General features: G+C 46.0%; 23 protein-coding genes. All 23 read left to right on the top strand.

Annotated elements, in window-relative coordinates; translation table 11 throughout:
* Positions 1-178 precede the first annotated feature (178 nt).
* The 23 genes from B9L23_RS17590 to trxB all read left to right on the top strand — a co-directional run bounded on the left by B9L23_RS17590 (position 179) and on the right by trxB (position 22,368).
* Entirely contained in the window at positions 179-1,366 is a 1,188-nt protein-coding gene (locus tag B9L23_RS17590) for a PDZ domain-containing protein (RefSeq protein ID WP_062679076.1), read from the top strand.
* 16 nt (positions 1,367-1,382) lie between these two features.
* Positions 1,383-1,604, top strand: coding sequence for a CsbA family protein (locus B9L23_RS17585; RefSeq protein ID WP_015865054.1), 222 nt, complete (start codon positions 1,383-1,385; stop codon positions 1,602-1,604).
* 153 nt (positions 1,605-1,757) lie between these two features.
* A complete protein-coding gene (gene uvrB, locus B9L23_RS17580) occupies positions 1,758-3,737 on the top strand; it encodes an excinuclease ABC subunit UvrB (protein ID WP_015865053.1) in 1,980 nt (659 codons plus the stop codon).
* 9 nt (positions 3,738-3,746) lie between these two features.
* Positions 3,747-6,611: an excinuclease ABC subunit UvrA gene (gene uvrA / locus B9L23_RS17575; RefSeq protein ID WP_081189290.1), complete on the top strand. Its 2,865-nt coding sequence runs from the start codon at positions 3,747-3,749 to the stop codon at positions 6,609-6,611.
* A gap of 89 nt (positions 6,612-6,700) precedes the next feature.
* Complete coding sequence (locus B9L23_RS17570; RefSeq protein ID WP_062755670.1) at positions 6,701-7,027, top strand: magnetosome magnetite crystal formation protein family; 327 nt, start codon at positions 6,701-6,703, stop codon at positions 7,025-7,027.
* Positions 7,028-7,049: 22 nt separating this feature from the next.
* The gene (locus B9L23_RS17565; RefSeq protein ID WP_089098097.1) at positions 7,050-8,129 is read left to right on the top strand and encodes a DUF4097 family beta strand repeat-containing protein; all 1,080 of its coding nucleotides are present in this window, start codon (positions 7,050-7,052) and stop codon (positions 8,127-8,129) included.
* A 33-nt stretch (positions 8,130-8,162) separates the two neighbouring features.
* A complete protein-coding gene (locus tag B9L23_RS17560; protein WP_015865049.1) occupies positions 8,163-8,522 on the top strand; it encodes a phage holin family protein in 360 nt (119 codons plus the stop codon).
* A gap of 100 nt (positions 8,523-8,622) precedes the next feature.
* Positions 8,623-9,558: an HPr(Ser) kinase/phosphatase gene (gene hprK, locus B9L23_RS17555; RefSeq protein WP_015865048.1), complete on the top strand. Its 936-nt coding sequence runs from the start codon at positions 8,623-8,625 to the stop codon at positions 9,556-9,558.
* Between the two features lie 18 nt (positions 9,559-9,576).
* Positions 9,577-10,386 (top strand): prolipoprotein diacylglyceryl transferase, encoded by an 810-nt coding sequence (gene lgt / locus B9L23_RS17550; protein WP_081189292.1) that lies wholly within the window; start codon positions 9,577-9,579, stop codon positions 10,384-10,386.
* Between the two features lie 16 nt (positions 10,387-10,402).
* Positions 10,403-11,341, top strand: coding sequence for a nucleoside recognition domain-containing protein (locus B9L23_RS17545; protein WP_062679082.1), 939 nt, complete (start codon positions 10,403-10,405; stop codon positions 11,339-11,341).
* A complete protein-coding gene (ppaX, locus tag B9L23_RS17540) occupies positions 11,338-11,985 on the top strand; it encodes a pyrophosphatase PpaX (RefSeq protein ID WP_081189293.1) in 648 nt (215 codons plus the stop codon). Before B9L23_RS17545 ends, ppaX begins: the two co-directional genes overlap by 4 nt.
* Positions 11,982-12,494 (top strand): acyltransferase, encoded by a 513-nt coding sequence (locus B9L23_RS17535; RefSeq protein ID WP_081189294.1) that lies wholly within the window; start codon positions 11,982-11,984, stop codon positions 12,492-12,494. Before ppaX ends, B9L23_RS17535 begins: the two co-directional genes overlap by 4 nt.
* 129 nt (positions 12,495-12,623) lie before the next feature.
* Positions 12,624-12,884 (top strand): hypothetical protein, encoded by a 261-nt coding sequence (locus B9L23_RS17530; RefSeq protein ID WP_089098096.1) that lies wholly within the window; start codon positions 12,624-12,626, stop codon positions 12,882-12,884.
* Positions 12,885-13,037: 153 nt separating this feature from the next.
* Positions 13,038-14,216: an ATP phosphoribosyltransferase regulatory subunit gene (locus B9L23_RS17525; protein WP_089098095.1), complete on the top strand. Its 1,179-nt coding sequence runs from the start codon at positions 13,038-13,040 to the stop codon at positions 14,214-14,216.
* A 276-nt stretch (positions 14,217-14,492) separates the two neighbouring features.
* Positions 14,493-15,113, top strand: a complete 621-nt coding sequence (hisG, locus tag B9L23_RS17520; protein WP_089098094.1) for an ATP phosphoribosyltransferase — start codon at positions 14,493-14,495, stop codon at positions 15,111-15,113.
* Positions 15,114-15,127: 14 nt separating this feature from the next.
* On the top strand, positions 15,128-16,396 hold the full coding sequence (hisD, locus tag B9L23_RS17515; protein WP_081189297.1) for a histidinol dehydrogenase: 1,269 nt from the start codon (positions 15,128-15,130) through the stop codon (positions 16,394-16,396).
* Positions 16,397-16,410: 14 nt separating this feature from the next.
* On the top strand, positions 16,411-16,998 hold the full coding sequence (gene hisB / locus B9L23_RS17510) for an imidazoleglycerol-phosphate dehydratase HisB (RefSeq protein ID WP_089098093.1): 588 nt from the start codon (positions 16,411-16,413) through the stop codon (positions 16,996-16,998).
* 2 nt (positions 16,999-17,000) lie between these two features.
* Complete coding sequence (gene hisH / locus B9L23_RS17505; protein ID WP_089098092.1) at positions 17,001-17,636, top strand: imidazole glycerol phosphate synthase subunit HisH; 636 nt, start codon at positions 17,001-17,003, stop codon at positions 17,634-17,636.
* A complete protein-coding gene (gene hisA / locus B9L23_RS17500) occupies positions 17,636-18,373 on the top strand; it encodes a 1-(5-phosphoribosyl)-5-[(5-phosphoribosylamino)methylideneamino]imidazole-4-carboxamide isomerase (protein WP_062677263.1) in 738 nt (245 codons plus the stop codon). Before hisH ends, hisA begins: the two co-directional genes overlap by 1 nt.
* Positions 18,370-19,128, top strand: coding sequence for an imidazole glycerol phosphate synthase subunit HisF (gene hisF / locus B9L23_RS17495; RefSeq protein WP_062755693.1), 759 nt, complete (start codon positions 18,370-18,372; stop codon positions 19,126-19,128). Before hisA ends, hisF begins: the two co-directional genes overlap by 4 nt.
* The gene (hisIE, locus tag B9L23_RS17490; RefSeq protein WP_062755695.1) at positions 19,125-19,757 is read left to right on the top strand and encodes a bifunctional phosphoribosyl-AMP cyclohydrolase/phosphoribosyl-ATP diphosphatase HisIE; all 633 of its coding nucleotides are present in this window, start codon (positions 19,125-19,127) and stop codon (positions 19,755-19,757) included. Before hisF ends, hisIE begins: the two co-directional genes overlap by 4 nt.
* Before the next feature lie 105 nt (positions 19,758-19,862).
* A complete protein-coding gene (locus tag B9L23_RS17485; RefSeq protein ID WP_089098091.1) occupies positions 19,863-21,344 on the top strand; it encodes a tetratricopeptide repeat protein in 1,482 nt (493 codons plus the stop codon).
* Between the two features lie 76 nt (positions 21,345-21,420).
* The gene (gene trxB / locus B9L23_RS17480; protein ID WP_015865033.1) at positions 21,421-22,368 is read left to right on the top strand and encodes a thioredoxin-disulfide reductase; all 948 of its coding nucleotides are present in this window, start codon (positions 21,421-21,423) and stop codon (positions 22,366-22,368) included.
* Positions 22,369-22,491 lie beyond the last annotated feature (123 nt).

The raw sequence follows: 22,491 nt of genomic DNA, 5'->3' as shown, positions 1-22,491 counted from the left end.
ATCCCTTCCTGCTTGACAAAACTAGTGTGGATTCGGCAAAGAAAGTCGTTATGCGAAAGGATTCGCCAATAATAAACAAATAATGTTGAAAAAAATGTGTATGCGATCATAGGATTTATGAAAGTGATTTGGTAGAATAGTAGATAAAGAATCGCGAACATAGCGAGGTGGCGGCGATATGTCGATATGGGTGTTGGAGGCGCTCAAAGGCGTTGGGCGGCTGCTTGTGCAACCGTTGTTTTATTATGGGATCGCACTGGCGCTTGTTATCGGATGGCGGCGGGTGAAGCGGGAAAGAAGCTATTTTTCTATTCGCGTATACAACATGTTTCATGAAAGCAAGCTTTTTTGGCGAAGCGGCCTTGTTGCCGGCGGTATTTTGTCGTTAGCAGCGGTTGCTATCGGCATCGTGCTTCCGCGCGATGCTATTTCAATGATTGCGCTTGTGACGATCGCAATCGGATTAACGATGCAAATGCGGCTGCTTTCCCCGGCGTATACGATGGGGCTTGTGTTTTTTATCGTTAGTATTCTTGCCAATGATAAAGAAACGGCACCAGCTTTAAAGCGTTTTTTCCCGGAACTTAGCGAGACGAATATGGCTGCACTTGCTATTTTGCTTGCTTTATTGCTTTTTGTGGAAGCATGGCTTATTTTACAAAACGGCGCTATCGAAACATCTCCACAGTTAGCGAAAAGCAAGCGTGGTTTTGTTGTCGGAGAACATTGGTCGCAGCGGCTTTGGTTCGTTCCTGTGCTGCTTCCGGTAACAGGAGAACTTCCGTCTCCATTTTCATGGTGGCCATTATTTCCTGTTGCCGGCGATTCTTATTCATTGATGCTTGTGCCGTTTTTGATCGGATTTTCTGAGCATGTACAAGGGATGCATCCAAAAGCCTCGATTCGTTTAACTGGAAAAAGAGTGATGTTGCTCGCATGGATTGTCAGCTTGTTTGCTATAGGAGGCTATTGGTATGCGCCGCTTTCGATGATTGCGGCAGCCCTTGCCTTGATTGGAAGGGAGTGGCTTGCTTTCTTCCAGCATCGTCAAGATCGCTTGAAACCTCCGTATTTTTCGAAGCGTGAACAAGGGCTTGTCATTTTAGGGATTCTTCCGAATTCCAAGGCGGAAAAAATGGAGCTAGAAATTGGTGAAGTCATCACAAAAGTGAACGGAATGACAGTAAAAACGGAAACAGAGTTTTATGAAGCGTTGCAACGAAACCGCGCATTTTGTAAATTAGAGGTAGTCAATGAACATGGAGAAGTTCGTTTCGTTCAAGGGGCGTTATATGAAGATGAACATCATGAGCTTGGGCTGCTGTTTGTAAAAGAACGGGAAAAATGGGCGCTAGAAGCCGTCTAAATAAGGAGTTTTTCATATGTGGTTTATAGTTTCGTTAATTGTGCCATGTTTGCTTGTACTGTTATTTACCCGTGTTACGTACAATCATTATATCGGAACATTATTGACCATCGCGCTATTGGTTGCTTCCTATTTCAAAGGATATACAGACGAACTGCATGAAATTCTAGCAGATATCGTATCAACGACAGTTGGGTTTTTGTATGCGAAAAAAATGGTAAAACAGTTGAAAAAATAGTTAAATAGCGGCGGACGGCGAATGCTGTCCGCCATTTTTCATTGGAAGGTACTTTCTATTTTGGAACGAATATAAGTTCGTATTTTTTATGCATCTTTTTTAACAATGTGCTACAATGAAAAATAAGATGAAACGAAACAGGAGGTCGAATCCGTGGGGGACCGTTTTGAGTTAGTGTCGGCGTATAAGCCGCAAGGAGATCAACCAAAAGCGATTGCCAAATTGGTCGAAGGAATTCGAAAAGGAGTAAAGCATCAAACGCTGTTAGGTGCAACAGGAACGGGAAAGACGTTTACGATTTCCAACGTCATTAAAGAGGTGAACAAACCGACGCTTGTGATTGCCCATAATAAAACGTTAGCGGGGCAGTTGTACAGCGAGTTAAAAGAGTTTTTTCCAAACAACGCGGTTGAATATTTTGTCAGCTATTACGATTATTATCAGCCGGAGGCGTATGTGCCGCAGACCGATACGTATATTGAAAAAGATGCAAGCATTAACGATGAAATTGATAAGTTACGGCACTCGGCAACATCAGCGCTATTTGAGCGGCGCGATGTGATTATTGTCGCCAGTGTATCGTGCATTTACGGATTAGGATCACCGGAAGAATATCGCGAACTGGTTGTGTCGTTGCGCGTCGGGATGGAAATCGAGCGCAACGCTTTATTGCGCCGCCTTGTCGATATCCAATATGAACGGAACGACATTGATTTTCAGCGCGGAACGTTCCGTGTTCGCGGGGATGTTGTCGAGATTTTTCCTGCTTCTCGGGACGAGCATTGTATTCGCGTTGAATTTTTTGGCGATGAAATTGACCGCATTCGCGAAGTCGACGCATTGACGGGGGAAATTATTGCAGAACGCGAGCATGTCGCGATTTTCCCGGCATCCCACTTCGTTACGCGTGAAGAAAAAATGCGTTTAGCGATCGAAAATATTGAAAAAGAATTAGAAGAGCGGCTGCGCGAATTGCGGGAACAAGGAAAACTGTTAGAAGCGCAGCGGCTTGAGCAACGGACTCGTTACGATTTAGAGATGATGAGAGAAATGGGCTTTTGCTCAGGGATTGAAAACTACTCCCGGCATTTAGCGTTGCGTCCGCCAGGCTCGACGCCGTACACGCTGCTTGATTATTTTCCAGATGATTTTTTGATTATCATCGATGAGTCACACGTGACATTGCCGCAAATTCGCGGTATGTATAACGGAGACCGGGCGCGCAAGCAAGTGCTTGTCGATCATGGCTTTCGTCTGCCATCTGCCCTCGATAACCGACCGTTAACGTTTGAGGAGTTTGAACAAAAAATTAACCAAATTATTTATGTTTCCGCGACACCTGGTCCGTACGAGCTGGAACATAGCCCGGAAGTTGTGGAACAAATTATTCGTCCGACAGGGCTGTTGGATCCAACGATTGACGTTCGTCCGATTGAAGGGCAAATCGATGATTTAATCGGAGAAATTCATGAGCGGATCAAGCGGAATGAACGCACTCTCGTTACGACGTTAACGAAGAAAATGGCGGAAGATTTAACGGATTACTTAAAAGAAGTCGGCATTAAAGTTGCGTATTTACATTCCGAAATTAAAACGCTCGAGCGCATTGAAATTATTCGCGATTTGCGCATGGGCAAATACGATGTGCTCGTCGGGATTAACTTGTTGCGGGAAGGATTGGATATTCCGGAAGTATCGCTTGTCGCCATTCTCGATGCGGATAAAGAAGGCTTTTTGCGCTCGGAACGTTCGCTTATTCAAACGATTGGGCGTGCGGCGCGAAACGCCAACGGCCATGTCATTATGTACGCCGATACGATTACAAAATCGATGGAAATTGCCATCAACGAAACGAAACGGCGCCGTGCGATTCAAGAAGCGTATAACAAAAAGCACGGCATCGTTCCGCAGACGGTGAAGAAAGAAATTCGCGATGTCATTCGCGCGACTTATGCGGCGGAAGAGAAAGAAACGTACGATACGAAACCATCTTACGGCAAGATGGCAAAGAAAGAACGAGAAAAGCTTATTGCCGATTTAGAAAAAGAAATGAAAGAAGCAGCAAAAGCGCTTGATTTCGAGCGTGCTGCCCAATTGCGTGATATTATTTTTGAGTTAAAAGCGGAAGGATGATTGGAGTCTATGGCAACCGATAAAATCATCGTAAAAGGCGCAAGAGCTCATAATTTAAAAAATATCGATGTGGAAATTCCCCGTGATAAACTCGTCGTATTGACAGGATTGTCCGGTTCGGGGAAATCGTCGCTTGCGTTCGATACGATTTATGCGGAAGGACAGCGGCGGTACGTCGAATCATTGTCGGCGTACGCCCGCCAGTTTTTAGGGCAAATGGATAAGCCGGATGTCGATGCGATTGAAGGGCTGTCGCCGGCCATTTCGATTGACCAAAAAACAACGAGCCGCAATCCGCGTTCCACTGTCGGAACCGTCACGGAAATTTACGATTATTTGCGGCTTTTGTTTGCCCGCATCGGCCGGCCGGTTTGCCCAGAACATGGCATTGAAATTAAGTCACAAACGATCGAACAAATGGTCGATCGGCTTCTTGCTTATCCGGAACGGACAAAAATGCAAATTCTCGCTCCCGTCGTTTCTGGGCGGAAAGGAACGCACGCAAAAACGCTGGAAGATATTCGAAAACAAGGATATGTGCGCGTGCGCGTGGACGGAGAAATGCGGGAACTCACGGAAGATATTGAACTTGAGAAAAATAAAAAACATTCGATTGAGGTCGTCGTGGACCGCATTATTATTAAGGAAGGAATTGCTGCACGTTTGGCGGATTCATTAGAGACGGCCTTGAAGCTTGCGGACGGAAAAGTGCTTATTGATGTCATTGGCGAGGAAGAGCTGTTGTTTAGTGAAAAGCATGCATGTCCGTATTGCGGCTTCTCGATTGGAGAGCTAGAGCCGCGCATGTTTTCATTTAACAGTCCGTACGGCGCCTGCCCAGACTGCGATGGGCTTGGCGCGAAGCTCGAGGTGGATCCGGATTTAGTCATCCCCAATGATGAACTGACGCTGCGCGAGCATGCGATTGCTCCATGGGAGCCGCAAAGCTCACAATATTATCCGCAGCTGTTAGAAGCGGTGTGCAACCATTACGGCATTGACATGGATGTGCCGGTAAAAGATTTGCCGAAGGAGCAGCTTGATAAAATTTTATACGGAAGCGGCGGCGAGAAAATTTACTTTCGCTACCAGAACGATTTCGGACAAGTTCGCGAGCAGTATATCGTTTTTGAAGGCGTTATTCCGAACGTCGAGCGCCGCTACCGTGAAACAAGCTCTGATTATGTTCGCGAACAAATGGAGAAATATATGGCGCATCAGCCATGCCCGACTTGTAAAGGAAACCGCCTGAAAAAAGAAAGCCTCGCCGTGCTTGTCGGCGGCAAACATATCGGCGAAGTGACGGCATTATCGGTTACGGAGGCGCTTGAGTTTTTCCAAAACTTGCAGTTAAGCGAAAAAGAAAAGAAAATCGCCCATCTCATTTTGCGTGAAATACGTGAGCGGCTCGGCTTTTTAAAGAACGTCGGCCTCGACTATTTAACATTAAACCGTTCTGCTGGGACGCTTTCCGGCGGAGAAGCGCAGCGCATTCGTCTGGCGACGCAAATCGGCTCGCGCTTAACAGGCGTGCTGTATGTTTTGGACGAGCCGTCGATCGGACTTCATCAGCGCGATAATGACCGCTTGATTGCAACGTTAAAAAGCATGCGCGATATCGGCAATACGCTTATTGTTGTTGAACATGATGAAGATACGATGCTTGCCGCGGATTATTTAATTGATATTGGGCCGGGTGCGGGCATTCATGGCGGCGAGGTTGTCGCTGCTGGAACGCCGCAAGAAGTGATGGACAATCCAAACTCACTGACTGGACAATATTTATCAGGGAAAAAATTCATCCCGATCCCAGCCGAGCGCCGCAAGCCGGACGGACGCTGGGTCGAAATTGTTGGTGCGAAGGAAAATAACTTAAAAAACGTGTCTGTCAAAATTCCGCTCGGTACATTTGTCGCAGTCACGGGCGTATCTGGTTCTGGAAAAAGCACGCTCGTCAATGAAATTTTGTATAAGGCGCTTGCGCAAAAACTGCATGGCGCGAAGGCAAAGCCAGGCGAGCATAAAACGATTAAAGGGCTTGAGCATTTAGATAAAGTTATTGACATTGACCAATCGCCGATCGGTCGTACGCCGCGTTCCAATCCAGCGACATATACCGGCGTATTTGACGACATTCGCGAAGTGTTCGCGGCGACGAATGAAGCGAAAGTGCGCGGATATAAAAAAGGCCGATTCAGCTTCAACGTGAAAGGCGGACGGTGTGAAGCGTGCCGCGGGGACGGCATTATTAAAATTGAGATGCACTTTTTGCCGGACGTGTACGTTCCATGCGAAGTATGTCATGGTAAACGGTATAACCGTGAGACGCTGGAAGTAACGTACAAAGGAAAAAACATTGCGGAAGTGCTTGATATGACTGTGGAAGACGCACTTGAGTTTTTTGAAAATATCCCGAAAATTAAACGGAAATTACAGACGCTATATGATGTCGGCTTAGGGTATATGAAGCTTGGACAGCCGGCAACGACATTGTCGGGAGGAGAAGCGCAGCGTGTCAAGTTAGCATCTGAATTGCATCGCCGCTCAAATGGCCGGACGCTCTATATTTTAGATGAGCCAACGACCGGGCTTCACGTTGATGATATTTCCCGTTTATTGAAAGTGTTGCAGCGCTTAGTTGATAATGGGGATACCGTTCTTGTGATTGAGCATAATCTCGATGTCATTAAAACGGCGGACTACATTATCGATCTCGGGCCAGAAGGCGGCGATCATGGCGGGCAAATTGTTGCGAAAGGAACGCCGGAAGAAGTGGCCGAAGTAGAAAGTTCGTACACCGGACGCTATTTAAAACCGATATTGGAGCGCGACCGCGAACGAATGCGCGCGTTATATGAAACGGCAAGGGCATAAGCCTTTGCCTTTTTGTTTTTCTTTAAATCGCATCTCCTGAGAAACTTTTCTTGATCGCGGTCGTATATAAAAACAAAGGGGGAGTTTTCGTGAATTCCAATAAAGTACTTGCATCATTATGTTATTTCAGTATTTTCTTTGCTGGATTCATCTTTCCGATTGTCGTTTACTTTGTCGCCGATGATCAAGCAGTGAAACAACACGCGAAAAAAGCGTTTCTTTCCCATTTGATTCCAGCCGCGACCATTTTGTTGTTTATCATCAGTGCTATTTTTGCAGGATTGACAGGGGGAGGCAGCGATGTGTCATTTTGGGTCAGCAGCGGCCTAGTATGGCTCGGTTTTGCTATAGCGGGGGTCGTCAACTTGGTCGTTGTAGTTTGGAATATTATCAAAGGGATTCAAGTGTTGAAATAAGATAATGGGAGGGGGATCGCCCATGGAAAAGAAAAAACGCATATTAAAAATGGTGAAGGAAGGGAAAATTACAATAGAAGAGGCGCTTACGCTGCTTGAACAGCTGGATGAACAAAAAAGCAATGCTGGCCCGCTTGAACTTCTTCATGTATCTGGATCGCATTCGCACTCAAAGCAACATTCCGTAAAAATGGCTTCGTTGAAAGAAAAACTATTTGATTTTTTAGACACGACCGCAAAAAAAGTGAAAGAGTTTGACCTTCCATTTGCCAATGCGTTTGAAGTAAGACATATTTTTCAACAAAGTAATGTGGCTTTGCAAAACATCGATGTGCATATCGCCAATGGAAATATCAAGGTAGTGCCATGGGATCAAGCGGACGTTCGAGTCGAATGTGAAACAAAAGTATATCGTTCTGAATCGCTCGATGCGGCGCGGCGGTCATTTATAGAAGAGTCGTTGTTTCTTGTGCAAAATGAGCACTTCCGATTTTCCGTTTCGAAACCGTTTATGAAAACAAATGCGACCGTTTATGTTCCGCAAACACGTTATCAAGGCGCAAAATTTCGTCTTTTTAACGGGGATATCGGCATCGAGCGTCTGCATGCAAACGAGTTGCATATCAAAAACGTAAACGGTTCGATCACACTTCAGCGTTTGCTCGCAGAAGAAGCGGAATTAGAGACGGCAAATGGAGCAATTGTATTGGAACATAGCGCGATCGAGGAAGTCGAAGCAGAAACGATTCATGGAGAAATTAAACTGAACGGGAATTACCGCTACGTGCGTTTACGGACATTCAGCGGCGGAATTACGTATGCAACGGGAAGAAAAGATGGGGTTATTACCGGAAAAACGGTAACGGGAAACATTGCATTGTTTCTTCCTCGCGATATATGTTTAGAAGGAGAAATGAGAACGAACCTTGGTGGATTGATCTGCGAGCATCCGAACGTATCACCTGTGGAGGAAAAACAAGAAACTGCGCAAAAAACGATTCGTTTTGCAAGTGAAAATTCCTCCAAACCGCCGCTTCATATTTGCGCGGATTCGAAAGCAGGATCGATTTCGCTGCAAATGATGGAGGGCGGTAGTGAGTAACAGAAGACAATCATGAAAAGACGGTGATGGTAGATGATCAATTGGTTAATCGGTGTATTTGTGAATACGGTTTTATTGGCGGCGATTGATGGATATTTTGATTCCATTCGATTTAGCGGCATCGGCGCCGCTTTTATCGCCAGCATGATTTTATCCATTTTAAACGTTGTCGTGCGTCCCATTTTAATTTTATTAACATTGCCTGTAACGATTTTAACACTTGGATTGTTTCTATTTGTCATTAATGCCATTACCTTGATGATGACAGCAGCATTAATGGGGAATGCGTTTGAAATAAACGGGTTTGGCACCGCACTGCTTGCTTCGATTGTTCTTTCCTTTTTCCATTTACTTATTCAAAAAGCGATTATTGAGCCGTTGCGGCAAAAATAAGTATGAGAGGCGGAACGAAGGGATCCGCCTCTTTTTGATTCAACGCGAGAAAGAAAAGTGCTAAAATGGAAAAAGACAAAGAAAGGGGAGAAATGCCGACATGCCGAAAGTGCGTACAAAAGACATTATCGAAAAGTTTCAGTTGGAATTAGTAAGCGGAGCGGAAGGAATTCATCGTCCGATTACGACAAGCGATTTGTCTCGCCCTGGTATTGAAATGGCAGGTTATTTCACGTATTATCCAGCAGAGCGAATTCAATTATTAGGAAAAACAGAGCTTTCATTTTATGAAACGTTAAGCCTAGAAGAGAAAAAGATGAGAATGGAGCGGCTTTGTACCGATATTACTCCAGGGATTATCATATCGCGCGGATTGGAAGTGCCGCCGGAACTGATCGAAGCTTCCGAACGGCAATCGGTGCCGGTGATGCGTTCGACGATGAAAACGACCCGGCTTTCGAGCCGTTTGACGAACTATTTAGAAAGTAAATTGGCTCCGACAACGGCTGTCCACGGCGTGTTGGTCGACGTTTACGGCGTTGGAGTATTAATTACGGGAAAAAGCGGGGTCGGCAAAAGCGAAACAGCTTTGGAATTAGTCAAGCGCGGCCATCGGCTTGTCGCGGATGACTGTGTGGAAATTCGCCAAGAAGATGAAGGGGTGCTCGTTGGCAGCGCGCCGGAGTTGATTGAGCATTTGCTGGAAATTCGCGGGTTAGGCATTATTAATATGATGACATTATTTGGCGCTGGAGCGGTGCGGACGCATAAACGCATTTCGTTAGTGATCGATTTGGAACTTTGGGATCCGAATAAACAATATGATCGTCTCGGGTTGGAAGAAGAAAAAGTAAAAATTTTGGATACAGAATTAACGAAATTAACGATACCGGTTCGGCCGGGACGAAATTTAGCTGTGATTGTCGAAGTGGCCGCGATGAATTTCCGTTTAAAACGGATGGGGGTCAACGCAGCGGAAGAGTTTTCCGCGCGTCTAACCGATGCGATTGAAGATGGCGAGCATGATTACGAATAACAGTTAGGAGGAGAATTGATGGATTCGACGATTCAACCGCTAGACCGTGTCTTTTTGCATCTCGGTCCGATTACCATTTATTGGTATGGTGTCATTATCGGAACGGGTGTATTGATCGGATTATGGCTGGCGACAAGAGAAGGGGCGCGGCGCGGACTCCCGAAAGAAACATTTGTCGACCTCGTCTTGTTCGCAGTGCCGATCGCGATTTTGTGCGCGCGCGTCTATTACGTGATTTTTGAATGGGATTATTATTCAAAACATTTATCGGAAATCCCGCAAATTTGGGAAGGCGGTCTTGCAATTCACGGCGGATTGATCGGCGCGGTCGCAACAGGGATCGTTTTTGCGAAAGTGAGAGGGCTTTCATTTTGGAAGCTGGCGGACATTGCGGCGCCAAGCATTATCTTAGGGCAGGCGATCGGGCGCTGGGGCAATTTTATGAACCAAGAGGCGCATGGCGGTCCGGTAACGCGGGAGTTTCTCGAAAGCTTGCATTTACCGGATTTTATTATTAATCAAATGTATATTAACGGACAATATTACCATCCGACCTTTTTGTACGAATCGCTTTGGAATTTAGCGGGCTTTTTGCTGCTGTTGTGGCTGCGGCGCGTTAATTTGCGGCGCGGCGAGTTATTCCTCAGCTATCTTATTTGGTATTCCATCGGACGTTTCTTCATTGAAGGAATGCGCACCGATAGTTTAATGCTAGCGGGCCATCTTCGCATCGCGCAAGTCGTTTCCGTTGCGCTCATTATACTTTCAGTCTGTTTATGGGTATTTCGCAGAGTAAAAGGATTAGCAAAAGAGCGGTATAACGATTAGAAAAGGGGAGAAGAGAATGGTCGGAATATTACAAAGGGGATTCGCGGTTGGCCTGCAAACGACGTGGACGCTCGGAAAAGTGATTTTTCCCATTACGCTCATCATGTCCATTTTACAGCATACCCCCGTGCTGCAATGGATCATTCAGCTGGTAACTCCATTTATGAAATGGATCGGGCTTCCGGGAGATGCGGCCATCCCGCTTGTGCTCGGCAACTTATTAAACTTGTACGCCGCAATTGGCGCCATACTGACACTGCACTTAACAGTAAAAGAAGTATTGATTTTGGCGGTTATGCTTTCGTTTTCCCATAACTTGCTCATCGAGTCGACCGTCGCGTCGCGCACCGGTATGAGCGTTGCGCTAATGGTTATTGTTCGCGTCGGGCTCGCGCTTGTTTCCGCTCTATTGATTCATTATCTTTGGCAAGGAGGAAGTGAAACGGCGCAATACGGCTTTGTTTCCAATTCTCCAGAGCAGCTGACAAGCTGGGGAGCTATTTTGCTTGCCGGGTTGAAAAAAGCGTGCCTTGGGATTGTGCAGTTAGCGGTGATTGTTATTCCGCTTATGATTGGAATTCAAATATTAAAAGAGTTAAAATGGATTCATATTTTTTCGCGTTGGATGGCGCCGGTGACGAAATTGCTCGGCATGAAAGAAAATACCTCTTTGACATTGGCGGCCGGACTCGTGTTCGGTTTAGCGTATGGTGCGGGAGTGATGATTCAGGCGGTAAAAGAAGACGGCGTATCAAAACGCGATTTAACATTGGCCTTTATTTTTCTTGTGTCCTGCCATGCCGTTATAGAAGATACGCTCGTATTTGTTCCGCTTGGAATTCCGGTATGGCCGCTGCTTGTCATTCGGCTGGTCACCGCTATTTTATTAACCATGCTTATTAGCTTTATTTGGAATCGTGTCGAAGATACAAAAAGGAAGGAAGCTGCAGTATGACCATTCGTACAATATTATTTGATCTCGATGGAACATTGATCGATACCAATGAATTAATTATTCAATCGTTTTTACATACGTTAGAAAAATATTATCCAGGCAAATATAAACGCGAGGATGTCTTGCCGTTTATTGGCCCTCCGCTTTATGAAACGTTCAACGCATTGGATCCGTCGCGCGTACAAGAAATGATTGATACGTATCGCGCATTCAATCATGCGCAGCATGACGCGCTCATCCGTGAATTTGAAACGGTGTATGAAACGATTGAAACGCTGCATCAAAACGGGTTTCGTCTCGGCGTGGTAACGACAAAAATTCATCAAACGGCAGTGATGGGATTAAAGAAAACGAGACTAGAACCATTTTTCGACTGTGTCATTGGGCTCGATGACGTCAAACATGCAAAGCCGGACCCAGAGCCAATTTATAAAGCGCTGGACTTGCTGCAATCCACGCCGGATGAAGCGTTAATGGTCGGCGACAATTATCACGATATTTTAGCGGGAAAACGCGCTGGCACGAAAACGGCGGGAGTGGCATGGGCGATTAAAGGACGGGAGTATTTGGAACAATATGAACCGGATTTTATGCTGGAAAAAATGAGCGATTTGCTGGCGATTGTAGGAGTGAAAAACGAGTGAGGCGGACGACGAAATATCCGGTATCAGGGGCCAACTCCTTGTGGCAAGTTTATAAAACGGTGTCGTTTTGGAAAGTGCTTAAAAACGTGATCATTATCCAAATTGGGCGCTACACGCCGTTTTTAGCGGTGAAAAATTGGCTGTACCGCACGTTTTTGCGCATGAAAATCGGAGAAAAAACGGCGCTTGCCTTTATGGTCATGCCGGATATTATGTTTCCGGAAAAAATTCAAATCGGCCGCAATTGCATCATTGGCTACAATACGACGATTTTGGCGCATGAATATTTAATTGATGAATATCGTCTTGGCGATGTGATTATTGGGGACGAAGTGATGATCGGCGCCAATTCGACGGTGCTTCCCGGGGTGGTGATTGGCGATCGCGCCGTCGTCGCCGCCGGCACGGTCGTCCATAAAGATGTGCCTGCCGGTGCGTTTGTCGCTGGCAATCCGATGCGCATCGTTTATACGAAAGAAGAAATGGAAAGGCGCAAGAGCGAACAATAAAACGAGAGCACCCTTATCCTTTCAGCATAAAAAAGAAAAGCGGTGCTCTTTTCTCATAAGCGGAAATATCGGAAAATTATTTATTTTAAAAACAAAAGGTGGAAGAGAAACAATGAGAAAAAGATCAACATGTTTGTTCGTGTTTTTACATCGACAACAGTGATTGTATTTAGTATTATCATGATTTTTATCAACCAGTTTGATTTAGAAATCAATCAAAAAATCGGGAAAGGAATTTTCTATTTGAAGGGGTATTATGAACAAGGAAATGAAATTGTCATGGAACAAGGAATCGGAGTTATTACGATTCCGCTCATCATCGGTTTTATCGTATCCGTAGTGGTTACGACTATTTCAACCATCCGCAAGAAACAAAAATATGGCGCTTAAGGTTCTTGCGTTACAAGACAGTTTTTCATCTTGCTCGCTGCAATTGGAAATTTTCATAGTTGACGAGCGGATAAATGAGGAGTAAACTACTAATAACTTCACTTCTCTACCATATTAGCAAACTAAAGTATTTATTATAAAGGACGTGTGAACATGACCAAAAAGTTGTTTATGTTCGAAAAACCGTTAGGTATGCGTGATACATTGCCGTTTTTATATGAAATAAAAAAACGTGTTCGCCAGGCGATGATTCGTGAAATTGAAACATGGGGATATGAATTGATCGAAACGCCTACATTGGAATATTACGAGACAGTCGGGACCGTATCGGCGATTGACGACCATCAGTTGTTTAAACTGCTCGATCAACAAGGTCATACCCTTGTCCTTCGTCCCGATATGACCGCTCCGATCGCAAGGCTGGCTGCTTCCCGTCTTTACAAGGAAGGCAATCCGCTCCGCCTTGCGTATAACGCAAACGTGTTCCGCGCCCAGCAGCGCGAGGGAGGACGCCCGGCGGAATTTGAACAAATCGGTGTCGAATGCATTGGGGACGGCACGGTCGCAGCGGATGCGGAAGTGATTAGTGTCATGATTGCGGCGCTCAAGCAGGCTGGGTTGCAGCATTTCACGGTGACGATCGGTCATATCGGCTACGTCAACGCTTTGTTTTTAGAAATTGTAGGGAATGAAGAACGTGCCAGCGTATTGCGCCGCTTTTTATACGAGAAAAATTACGTTGGCTATCGGGAGCATGTGAAGTCTCTGCCCCTTTCTTCCATTGACCAAAAGCGCCTGCTTCAATTATTGCACTTACACGGCAACGACATGACGATGGAAGAAGCCAAGGAGCTTGTTCATAGCGAGGAAGGAAAGCGAGCGGTCGACGATCTTTGCGAACTTTCGAACGCGCTTCAACTATATGGCGTTGATGATGTAGTGAAAATCGATATGACGCTTGTTAGCCATATGAGTTATTATACGGGCATTTTATTTGAAGTATATGCTGAACACGTTGGCTTCCCAATTGGAAATGGAGGCCGTTATGACGAGCTGTTGGAGAAATTTTCGCGGAAAGCCCCGGCGACCGGATTTGGCATTCGCGTCGACCGATTAATCGAGGCGCTCGGGGAATCAGAGGAGGAGGCAGCGATCGAGTGCATCGTATTTAGCCAAGAGCGGTTCGCTGAAGCGATTGAGCTTGCGAGAACAAAGCGGCGGGAAGGAAAGCGCGTGGTGCTTCAGCATATTTCTGGGATCCGTGATATTGATGCCTACAGCAAACGGTATAAGCCGATTACTTATTTGCTCGGCAGCACGGAAAAAGAGTGATCAGGCGCGTTGATTCACAAAAAATTACCGTTTGTTTATACATGGCTTTTCTGCTGTAATCCCCGAACGGGAACGCTAGCGGACAAATCAAGTTTGTCCGCAAGGCGTTCGCCGTTGGAGATGGGCATGCGACGCATTCCCAGTCGGCAAGCATTGGTTTGCCGACTCCGGCAGAAAGACCGAGTTCATTCTTTGTCTTCACTGGCTATATAGGCTTATTGCTACACTATTATGCCTTCATAATAGATAATCAACACTCATGAGGAGTGATAAACAATGCTGACGATTGCGATGCCGAAAGGGAGGATTTTCAACGAAGCGCTCGAACTGCTTCGGAAAGCAGGCTATACGCTCCCTCCGGAATTTGCCGAGTCAAGAAAACTAATGATTGAAGTTCCGGAAGAAAACATGCGCTTTATTCTCGCCAAACCGATGGACGTCGTCACCTATGTGGAACATGGGGTGGCCGATTTAGGCATTGCCGGTAAAGACGTGATGATGGAAGAAGAGCGCGATGTGTACGAGCTGTTAGATTTAAAGATTAGCAAATGTCATTTAGCGGTGGCAGGATTGCCGGGTGTGCGCATGAATCAAATCGCGCCGCGCGTAGCGACGAAATACCCAAATATCGCCTCTAGCTATTTTCGCGAACAAGGCGAGCAAGTCGAAATTATTCGGTTGAATGGCTCCATCGAGCTTGCTCCGCTCATTGGGCTTGCCGACCGCATCGTCGATATAGTCTCAACCGGACGGACGCTGAAAGAAAACGGGCTGGTAGAATTGGAGAAAATCGCTGATGTCACATCGCGATTAATCGTCAATCCGGTCAGCTACCGCATGAAAGACGAAGCGGTCGATGAACTAGTTCATCGTTTATCCGAGGTCATTCCGCAATGAAGGAGAGAGCAAACGTGAAAATCGAACGAGTGACAAACCGTGTATCATTGCGCCGTACGATTGAATCAGGGACGGAAGAACAGCGCAGTAAGGTTCTGGAGATTATTGCCGATGTGCGCGCTCGCGGTGATGAGGCGCTAAAAAGTTATACAGAAAAATTCGATGGCGTCCGCCTTGATTCGCTGTGCGTGACAGACGAAGAAATAGAAAGGGCGTATCAGAACGTAAGCGCAGAAGTGCTTCGGATCATCCAAGAGGCGGCGGAAAACATTCGCGATTATCATGAGCGTCAAAAGAGAGAGTCATGGATCATGACAAAAGAAGACGGCACGATGCTTGGTCAGAAAATAACGCCGCTTGATGCGGTTGGACTGTATGTTCCAGGAGGAACAGCCGCCTACCCGTCATCGGTGCTTATGAATGTCATTCCTGCTCAAGTGGCAGGGGTCAAACGAATTGTGATCACCTCTCCGCCAAATAAAGACGGAACGCTTCCGGCCGGCGTGTTAGTGGCGGCGAACGAATTAGGAGTGAAAGAAATCTATAAAGTCGGCGGTGCGCAGGCGATTGCCGCGCTTGCGTACGGAACGGAGACGATTCGTCCGGTCGATAAAATTTTCGGGCCAGGCAACATTTACGTGGCGCTCGCGAAACGCGAAGTGTTCGGGCAAGTCGCGATTGATATGATTGCCGGACCGAGCGAAATCGTCGTGTTGGCGGATGAAACGGCAAAGGCGAACGAAATTGCCGCTGATTTGTTGTCGCAAGCCGAGCACGATGAACGCGCTTCCGCGATTCTCGTTACTCCATCGATGAAATTGGCGCTTGCAGTCGCACGCGAGGTCGAAAAACAGCTGGAGACGCTGCCGCGCAAAGCGATTGCCGCTGCGTCGCTCGAGAACTACGGAGCCATTTACGTCACAGAAACGCTTGCGGAAGCGGTGGAAGTCGTCAATGAATTGGCACCGGAGCATTTGGAAGTAATGACAGCTGAACCGATGCAACTCCTTGGTCAAATCCGCCATGCGGGAGCGATTTTTTTAGGGCGCTTCAGCTCGGAGCCGGTTGGCGATTACTTCGCCGGTCCAAACCATGTGCTGCCGACGAATGGTACAGCCCGGTTTTCGAGCGGATTAAGCGTGGATGAATTTGTGAGAAAATCGAGCATCATTTTTTACAGCGAGCCGGCGTTAAAGCAAAACGCGGAAAAAATCGCGGCGTTTGCCAGACTTGAAGGGCTTGAAGCACATGCGCGCGCCGTTGAAGAACGTTTTAAAAAATAAGGGGGACATAGGTTATGGTAAGGCATGCATCGATTTCGAGAACGACAAAGGAAACGGATATTCAGCTGCAGTTTGTCATTGACGGGGAAGGAAAAGCGGAGCTGGATACCGGCGTGCCGTTTTTAACGCATATGCTCGATTTGTTTACAAAGCACGGCCACTTTAATTTAACGGTCACCGCCAAAGGTGATACGGAGGTGGATGATCACCATACGACCGAAGATATCGGGATTTGTCTCGGTCAGGCGCTGCGGGAGGCTCTCGGTGATAAAAAAGGAATAAAACGTTACGGAAACGCGTTTGTGCCGATGGATGAAGCGCTCGCCCAAGTCGTCGTCGATTTAAGCAACCGTTCGCATTTCGAGTTTCGCGGAGAGTTTCCAAGCGAAAAAGTCGGAACGTTTGATGTCGAGCTTGTGCATGAATTTTTATGGAAATTGGCACTTGAAGCGCGCATGAATTTGCACGTCATCATCCATTACGGGCGCAACACGCATCATATGATTGAAGCGGTGTTTAAAGCGTTAGGGCGCGCGCTCGATGAAGCAACGATGATCGACCCGCGCGTCAAAGGCGTTCCATCAACGAAAGGGATGTTGTAACGATGATTGGCATTATTGATTATGGAATGGGCAACTTATACAGCGTCAGCAAAGCGTTAGAGCGATTGAGCTATGAGTACATTATTTCCGATGATCCAAAGGAATTGAAAAACGCGAAGGGGCTCATTTTGCCGGGGGTCGGTTCGTTTAAAGACGCGATGCATATTTTGCGGGAAACAGGGCTTGCCAAGTTTGTTTGCGAGGCGGTAAATGAAGGCACTCCACTTCTTGGCATTTGTCTTGGCATGCAGCTATTGTTTGAAGAAAGCGAGGAAAACGGGTTAACAGAAGGATTAGGGCTGCTTAGCGGCCGCGTCGTTCGCATTCCCGGCGTGACGGCAGACGGAAAGCGGCATAAAGTGCCGCATATGGGCTGGAACCGTCTCGTTTTCCGTCATCCCTCTCCGCTTTTGCAAAACGTGGAAGAAGGACACGTTTATTTCGTCCATTCGTACTATGTGGTGACCGATGATGACGATGTTGTGCTTGCAAGCAGTTTTTACAATGTGGAGGTGCCCGCTGTCGTTGGGAAAGGAAACGTGTATGGAACGCAGTTTCATCCGGAAAAAAGCGGCGAGATCGGTATGAAAATTTTGCAAAACTATGCGGCGATCGCCGAAGGAAAGGGGAGTATGTGATGGCGGCATTTACGATTTATCCGGCGATTGATATGCGCGGCGGCAAATGCGTCCGCCTTTTGCAAGGGGATTATCATAAAGAAACGGTATATGGCGATTCACCGGTTGAAATGGCCGCTTTCTTCGCTGAACAAGGAGCCGAATGGATTCATATGGTCGACCTTGACGGCGCGAAAGAAGGAAAACGCATAAACGACCAGTTCGTCGTCGAAGTGGCGAAACAGCTGCCGGTGAAAGTGCAAATTGGCGGCGGCATTCGCACGGAAGACGATATTGTGTATTATTTAGAAAACGGTGTGGCACGCGTCATTTTAGGAAGCGCTGCTATCGCCGATCCGCCGTTTGTAAAAGAAATGCTGAAAAAATACGGAGAGCGCATCGCCATTGGTATTGATGCGAAAAATGGATTTGTCGCAACGGAAGGATGGTTGAACACATCGAATGTCAAAGCAACCGACCTTGGTAAAGAGCTAGCAGAAGCTGGGGCGCAAACGTTTATTTTTACGGATATCGCAACGGACGGAATGTTGTCAGGTCCAAATATTCAAGCGGTCGTGGAAATGGCGCGCGCAACTGAAAAACATGTCATCGCATCAGGTGGCGTCAGCTCTCTGGAGGATTTGGTGTCGCTCCAAACATATGCCGATGCCGGCGTGATTGGCGCGATTGTCGGCAAAGCGCTCTATACGAAGAAATTCACGGTCGCGGAAGCGCTGAAGGTGGTGCAAGGGAAATGATTACGAAGCGCATTATTCCTTGTTTGGATGTGAAAGATGGACGCGTCGTGAAAGGAGTGCAGTTTGTTCAACTTCGTGACGCCGGCGATCCGGTCGAACTGGCGAAGTTTTACGATGAACAAGGGGCGGACGAGCTTGTCTTTTTAGATATTTCCGCCTCTCACGAAGGGCGGAAAACGATGGTGGAAGTCGTCGAGAAAGTCGCCGCACAGCTGGCGATTCCGTTTACGGTCGGCGGCGGGATTAATTCGTTGGATGATATGAAAACGATCTTGCGCGCCGGTGCGGATAAAGTGTCGCTCAATACAGCCGCTGTTCGCAACCCGAACCTCATTACGGAAGGAGCGGACTTTTTTGGATCGCAATGCATCGTCGTTGCGATTGACGCGAAATATGACGAAACGATTGGCTCGTGGCGTGTGTATACGCACGGCGGGAGAAACGCGACGGACTTGGAAGTGGTCGAATGGGCAAAAGAGGCGGTCCGCCGCGGCGCGGGGGAAATTTTATTGACAAGCATGGATTGCGATGGTGAAAAAAATGGTTTTGATATTGCGTTAACGAGAACGGTAAGCGAAGCGGTTTCCGTTCCGGTCATTGCTTCGGGCGGAGCCGGCAACGCGAAACATTTCCTTGAAGTGTTTGAAAAAGGGAAAGCAGATGCGGCGCTTGCGGCTTCGATTTTTCATTATAAAGAAACATCGGTGAAAGAAGTAAAAGCGTATTTAAAAGAAAGAGGGGTAAACATCCGATGAACCTCGCAAACATCCGATTTGACGAAAAAGGTCTCGTTCCGGCAATTGTCCAAGACGCGCAAAGCAAAGAAGTGTTGATGCTTGCCTATATGAATGAAGAATCGCTAAAAAAATCGCTCGAAACAGGCGAAACATGGTTTTACAGCCGCTCGCGCGGGGAACTTTGGCATAAAGGCGCAACTTCCGGCAATACGCAGCGCATTGTCGAGATGCGTTATGATTGTGACAGTGACGCGCTTTTGGTGCTTGTCGAGCCAGCTGGGCCAGCTTGCCATACGGGAAGCTATTCGTGTTTTTCAAACCGTATTAATGGAGAAAAATACGAAGCTTCGCCAAACCGATTTGCGATTATTAACACGTTAGAGGAGATCATCGCGAAACGGGATGCGGAACGACCTGAAGGAGCGTATACGACGTATTTATTGGAAAAAGGCGTGGATAAAATTTTAAAGAAAGTCGGCGAGGAAGCGGCTGAAGTTATTATTGCCGCGAAAAATCGCAGCCATGACGAATTGAAATGGGAAGTCGCCGATTTATTGTATCATTTACTTGTGCTGCTAAGGGAACAAAAACTTCCGCTTGATGCGGTGTTGGAAGTGCTAACTAAGCGGCATAGCGCTAAGCAGTGACGTTGAGCTGGCTTCTTGCTGGGCCAGCTTTTATTTTTTATGTTTGCTTTTCCGAAGAATGTGGTATACTTTTTTCAGTGAATTCAACAATAGATGGAGGATTCCATGGAAAAGCAACTAAAGTCAAAGCAGCAAAAAGCGAAAATTATTCCATTTATCCAAAACGGTGAATACTATTTCAAAAAAGGAATGCAAGCGTATCAACAACGCGATTTATATAAAGCAAAAAAATATTTTGAACGAGCCGTTCAATATGATAAAAACGATGCTACATTTGTATTGCAGCTTGCCTCCGTGCTTGCGGAGTTAGGAGAATATCAGGCTTCGAATCAATGGTTATTCAAGATTGTCCATGAATTAGATGAAACGATGTATGAATGTTTTTATTTTTTAGCAAACAACTTTGCTCATCTCGGATTATTCCGCGAGGCGATGAAGTATGCGGAAATGTATTTAGCTTGTGATCCAAATGGCTATTTTGTCGAAGATACAGAGGACTTAATAGAATTGTTAAAAATCGATCAAGAAGATGAAAACAGCGATGTGCAGGATGATTTAATTGTATTGCAGGAACGGGCGCGGTTTTTATTGGAAAAAGAGGAGTTTCCAGAAGCAATTCGCCTGCTGGAAACGATAATTGCGAACTATCCTGAATTTTGGTCAGCGTACAATAATTTGGCGCTCGCCTACTTTTACAACGGAAATGTGCAAAAGGCGCAAGAAATTGTCGAACAAGTGCTAGAGCGAAACCCGGGTAATTTACATGCGCTTTGCAATCTCCTTGTCTTTTATTATTATTTGCGCAATGAACAGCAAGTAAAACGTCTTTCTGACAAATTGGCATGCGTGTATCCGTTTTTTATCGAGCATCGCTATAAGCTTGGAGCGACATTCGCGCTTGTCGGCCGTTTCGACCTCGCTTTTAAATGGCTATATCATTTATATAAAATGGGCTATGATGGAGATGATGCCTTTTATTATTGGCTTACCTATGTAGCCTATTATACCGGCCGCGAAGAATTAGCGAAAAATGTTTGGGAGAAGGTAATAAAAGTAAATCCTGACAAACGCGGAGAGGAGCCGTGGACATTTTCCTCTCTATCTGTCGACCATGAACTTCGGAGCATTATTCGTTGGTTTAACCAAACGAATATAGCAGAAATGTTATATGGACTTTATTTGCTTAGTCAATCGCCGTACAAAAATGATCCCGCGCTTTCCATTGCGATTCGTCGTTATTTGACTGATCATCCGCTCCTTAGTCAATTTGCCGATTATTTTCTATTTCATATGACAGAAACGTCTCCTTCATATGTCATCAATAGCCATATCATTATCAATGAGTTATCGATGAAAAATGATCAGATCGATGAAAACATGTATATTTCATGGTTTTCCGTCGTCGTAAACGCATTGCCGACAAAAGAGCGATTTTCTAACCATTCTGCTTGGGCGGCGGCGATGGAGTATGTATGGCGGCAGCAGCAAGGGCAACGTGTAACACAAAAATGGATTGCGGATAAGTATCATATTTCATTATCAACGGTGAAAAAATATGTAAAGAAAGTGAAAGAGCTGTTATCGTGAGCAAATTAATAGACGCTCATTCGAAACTTCTATACGATAATGGTAAAAGACTAATCAATGAAGGAGTGGAAGCAGCGTGTCAGAGGAAAAAATTTACGACGTCATTATCGCGGGAGCCGGACCAGCAGGGATGACTGCCGCTGTCTATACATCTCGCGCCAATTTATCTACATTAATGATTGAGCGTGGTGTACCAGGAGGACAAATGGTAAATACAGAAGACGTGGAAAATTATCCTGGATATGAGAATATTTTAGGTCCAGAATTGGCGACAAAAATGTTTGAACATGCAAAGAAATTTGGTGCGGAATATGCATACGGCGAAGTAAAAGAAATTATTGACGGCGAAGCATATAAAACAGTGGTTGTCGGCGATAAACAATATAAAGCACGCGCTGTCATTATTGCAACTGGTGCGGAGTATAAAAAACTCGGTGTACCTGGTGAAGCGGAATTTAGCGGCCGTGGTGTTTCTTATTGCGCTGTCTGTGACGGGGCGTTCTTTAAAGGAAAAAATCTCGTTGTCGTTGGTGGCGGGGACTCCGCGGTAGAAGAAGGGATCTATTTAACTCGCTTTGCTAATAAGGTAACGATCGTTCATCGCCGTGACCAATTACGTGCGCAAAAAATTTTACAAGACCGCGCATTTGCCAATGAAAAAATTGATTTTATTTGGAACCATACCGTAAAACAAATTAATGGAAAAGATGGGAAAGTAAACAGCGTGACACTTGTTCATACGCAAACGGGAGAGGAACGGGAATTTCCGTGCGATGGCGTGTTTATTTATATCGGCATGCTTCCGCTTTCGAAGCCATTTGAGAGCCTTGGCATTACGAACGAAAACGGATATATCGAAACCAATGAGCTTATGGAAACAAAAGTGCCGGGTATTTTTGCGGCAGGAGATGTCCGCGAAAAATCATTACGGCAAATCGTTACAGCAACGGGGGACGGAAGCATTGCAGCGCAAAGCGCACAACATTATGTGGAAGAGTTAAAGGAAAAATTAAACATAAAGTAACGAAATCGTAATAGACGTTTAATTCTGCTGTAACACGCATGAAACATTTTTTTTGTATGCTAAAAGTAAGTAATTGACCCCCTTTTATATAGATCTTTTTGTTCAGCACGGGTACCCTTTCCC

Source organism: Parageobacillus galactosidasius, from assembly GCF_002217735.1.
GTDB classification, from domain to species: domain Bacteria; phylum Bacillota; class Bacilli; order Bacillales; family Anoxybacillaceae; genus Parageobacillus_B; species Parageobacillus_B toebii.
Note: the sequence above shows the minus strand (reverse complement) of the source record. Positions and strands in the feature narration are given on the sequence as shown.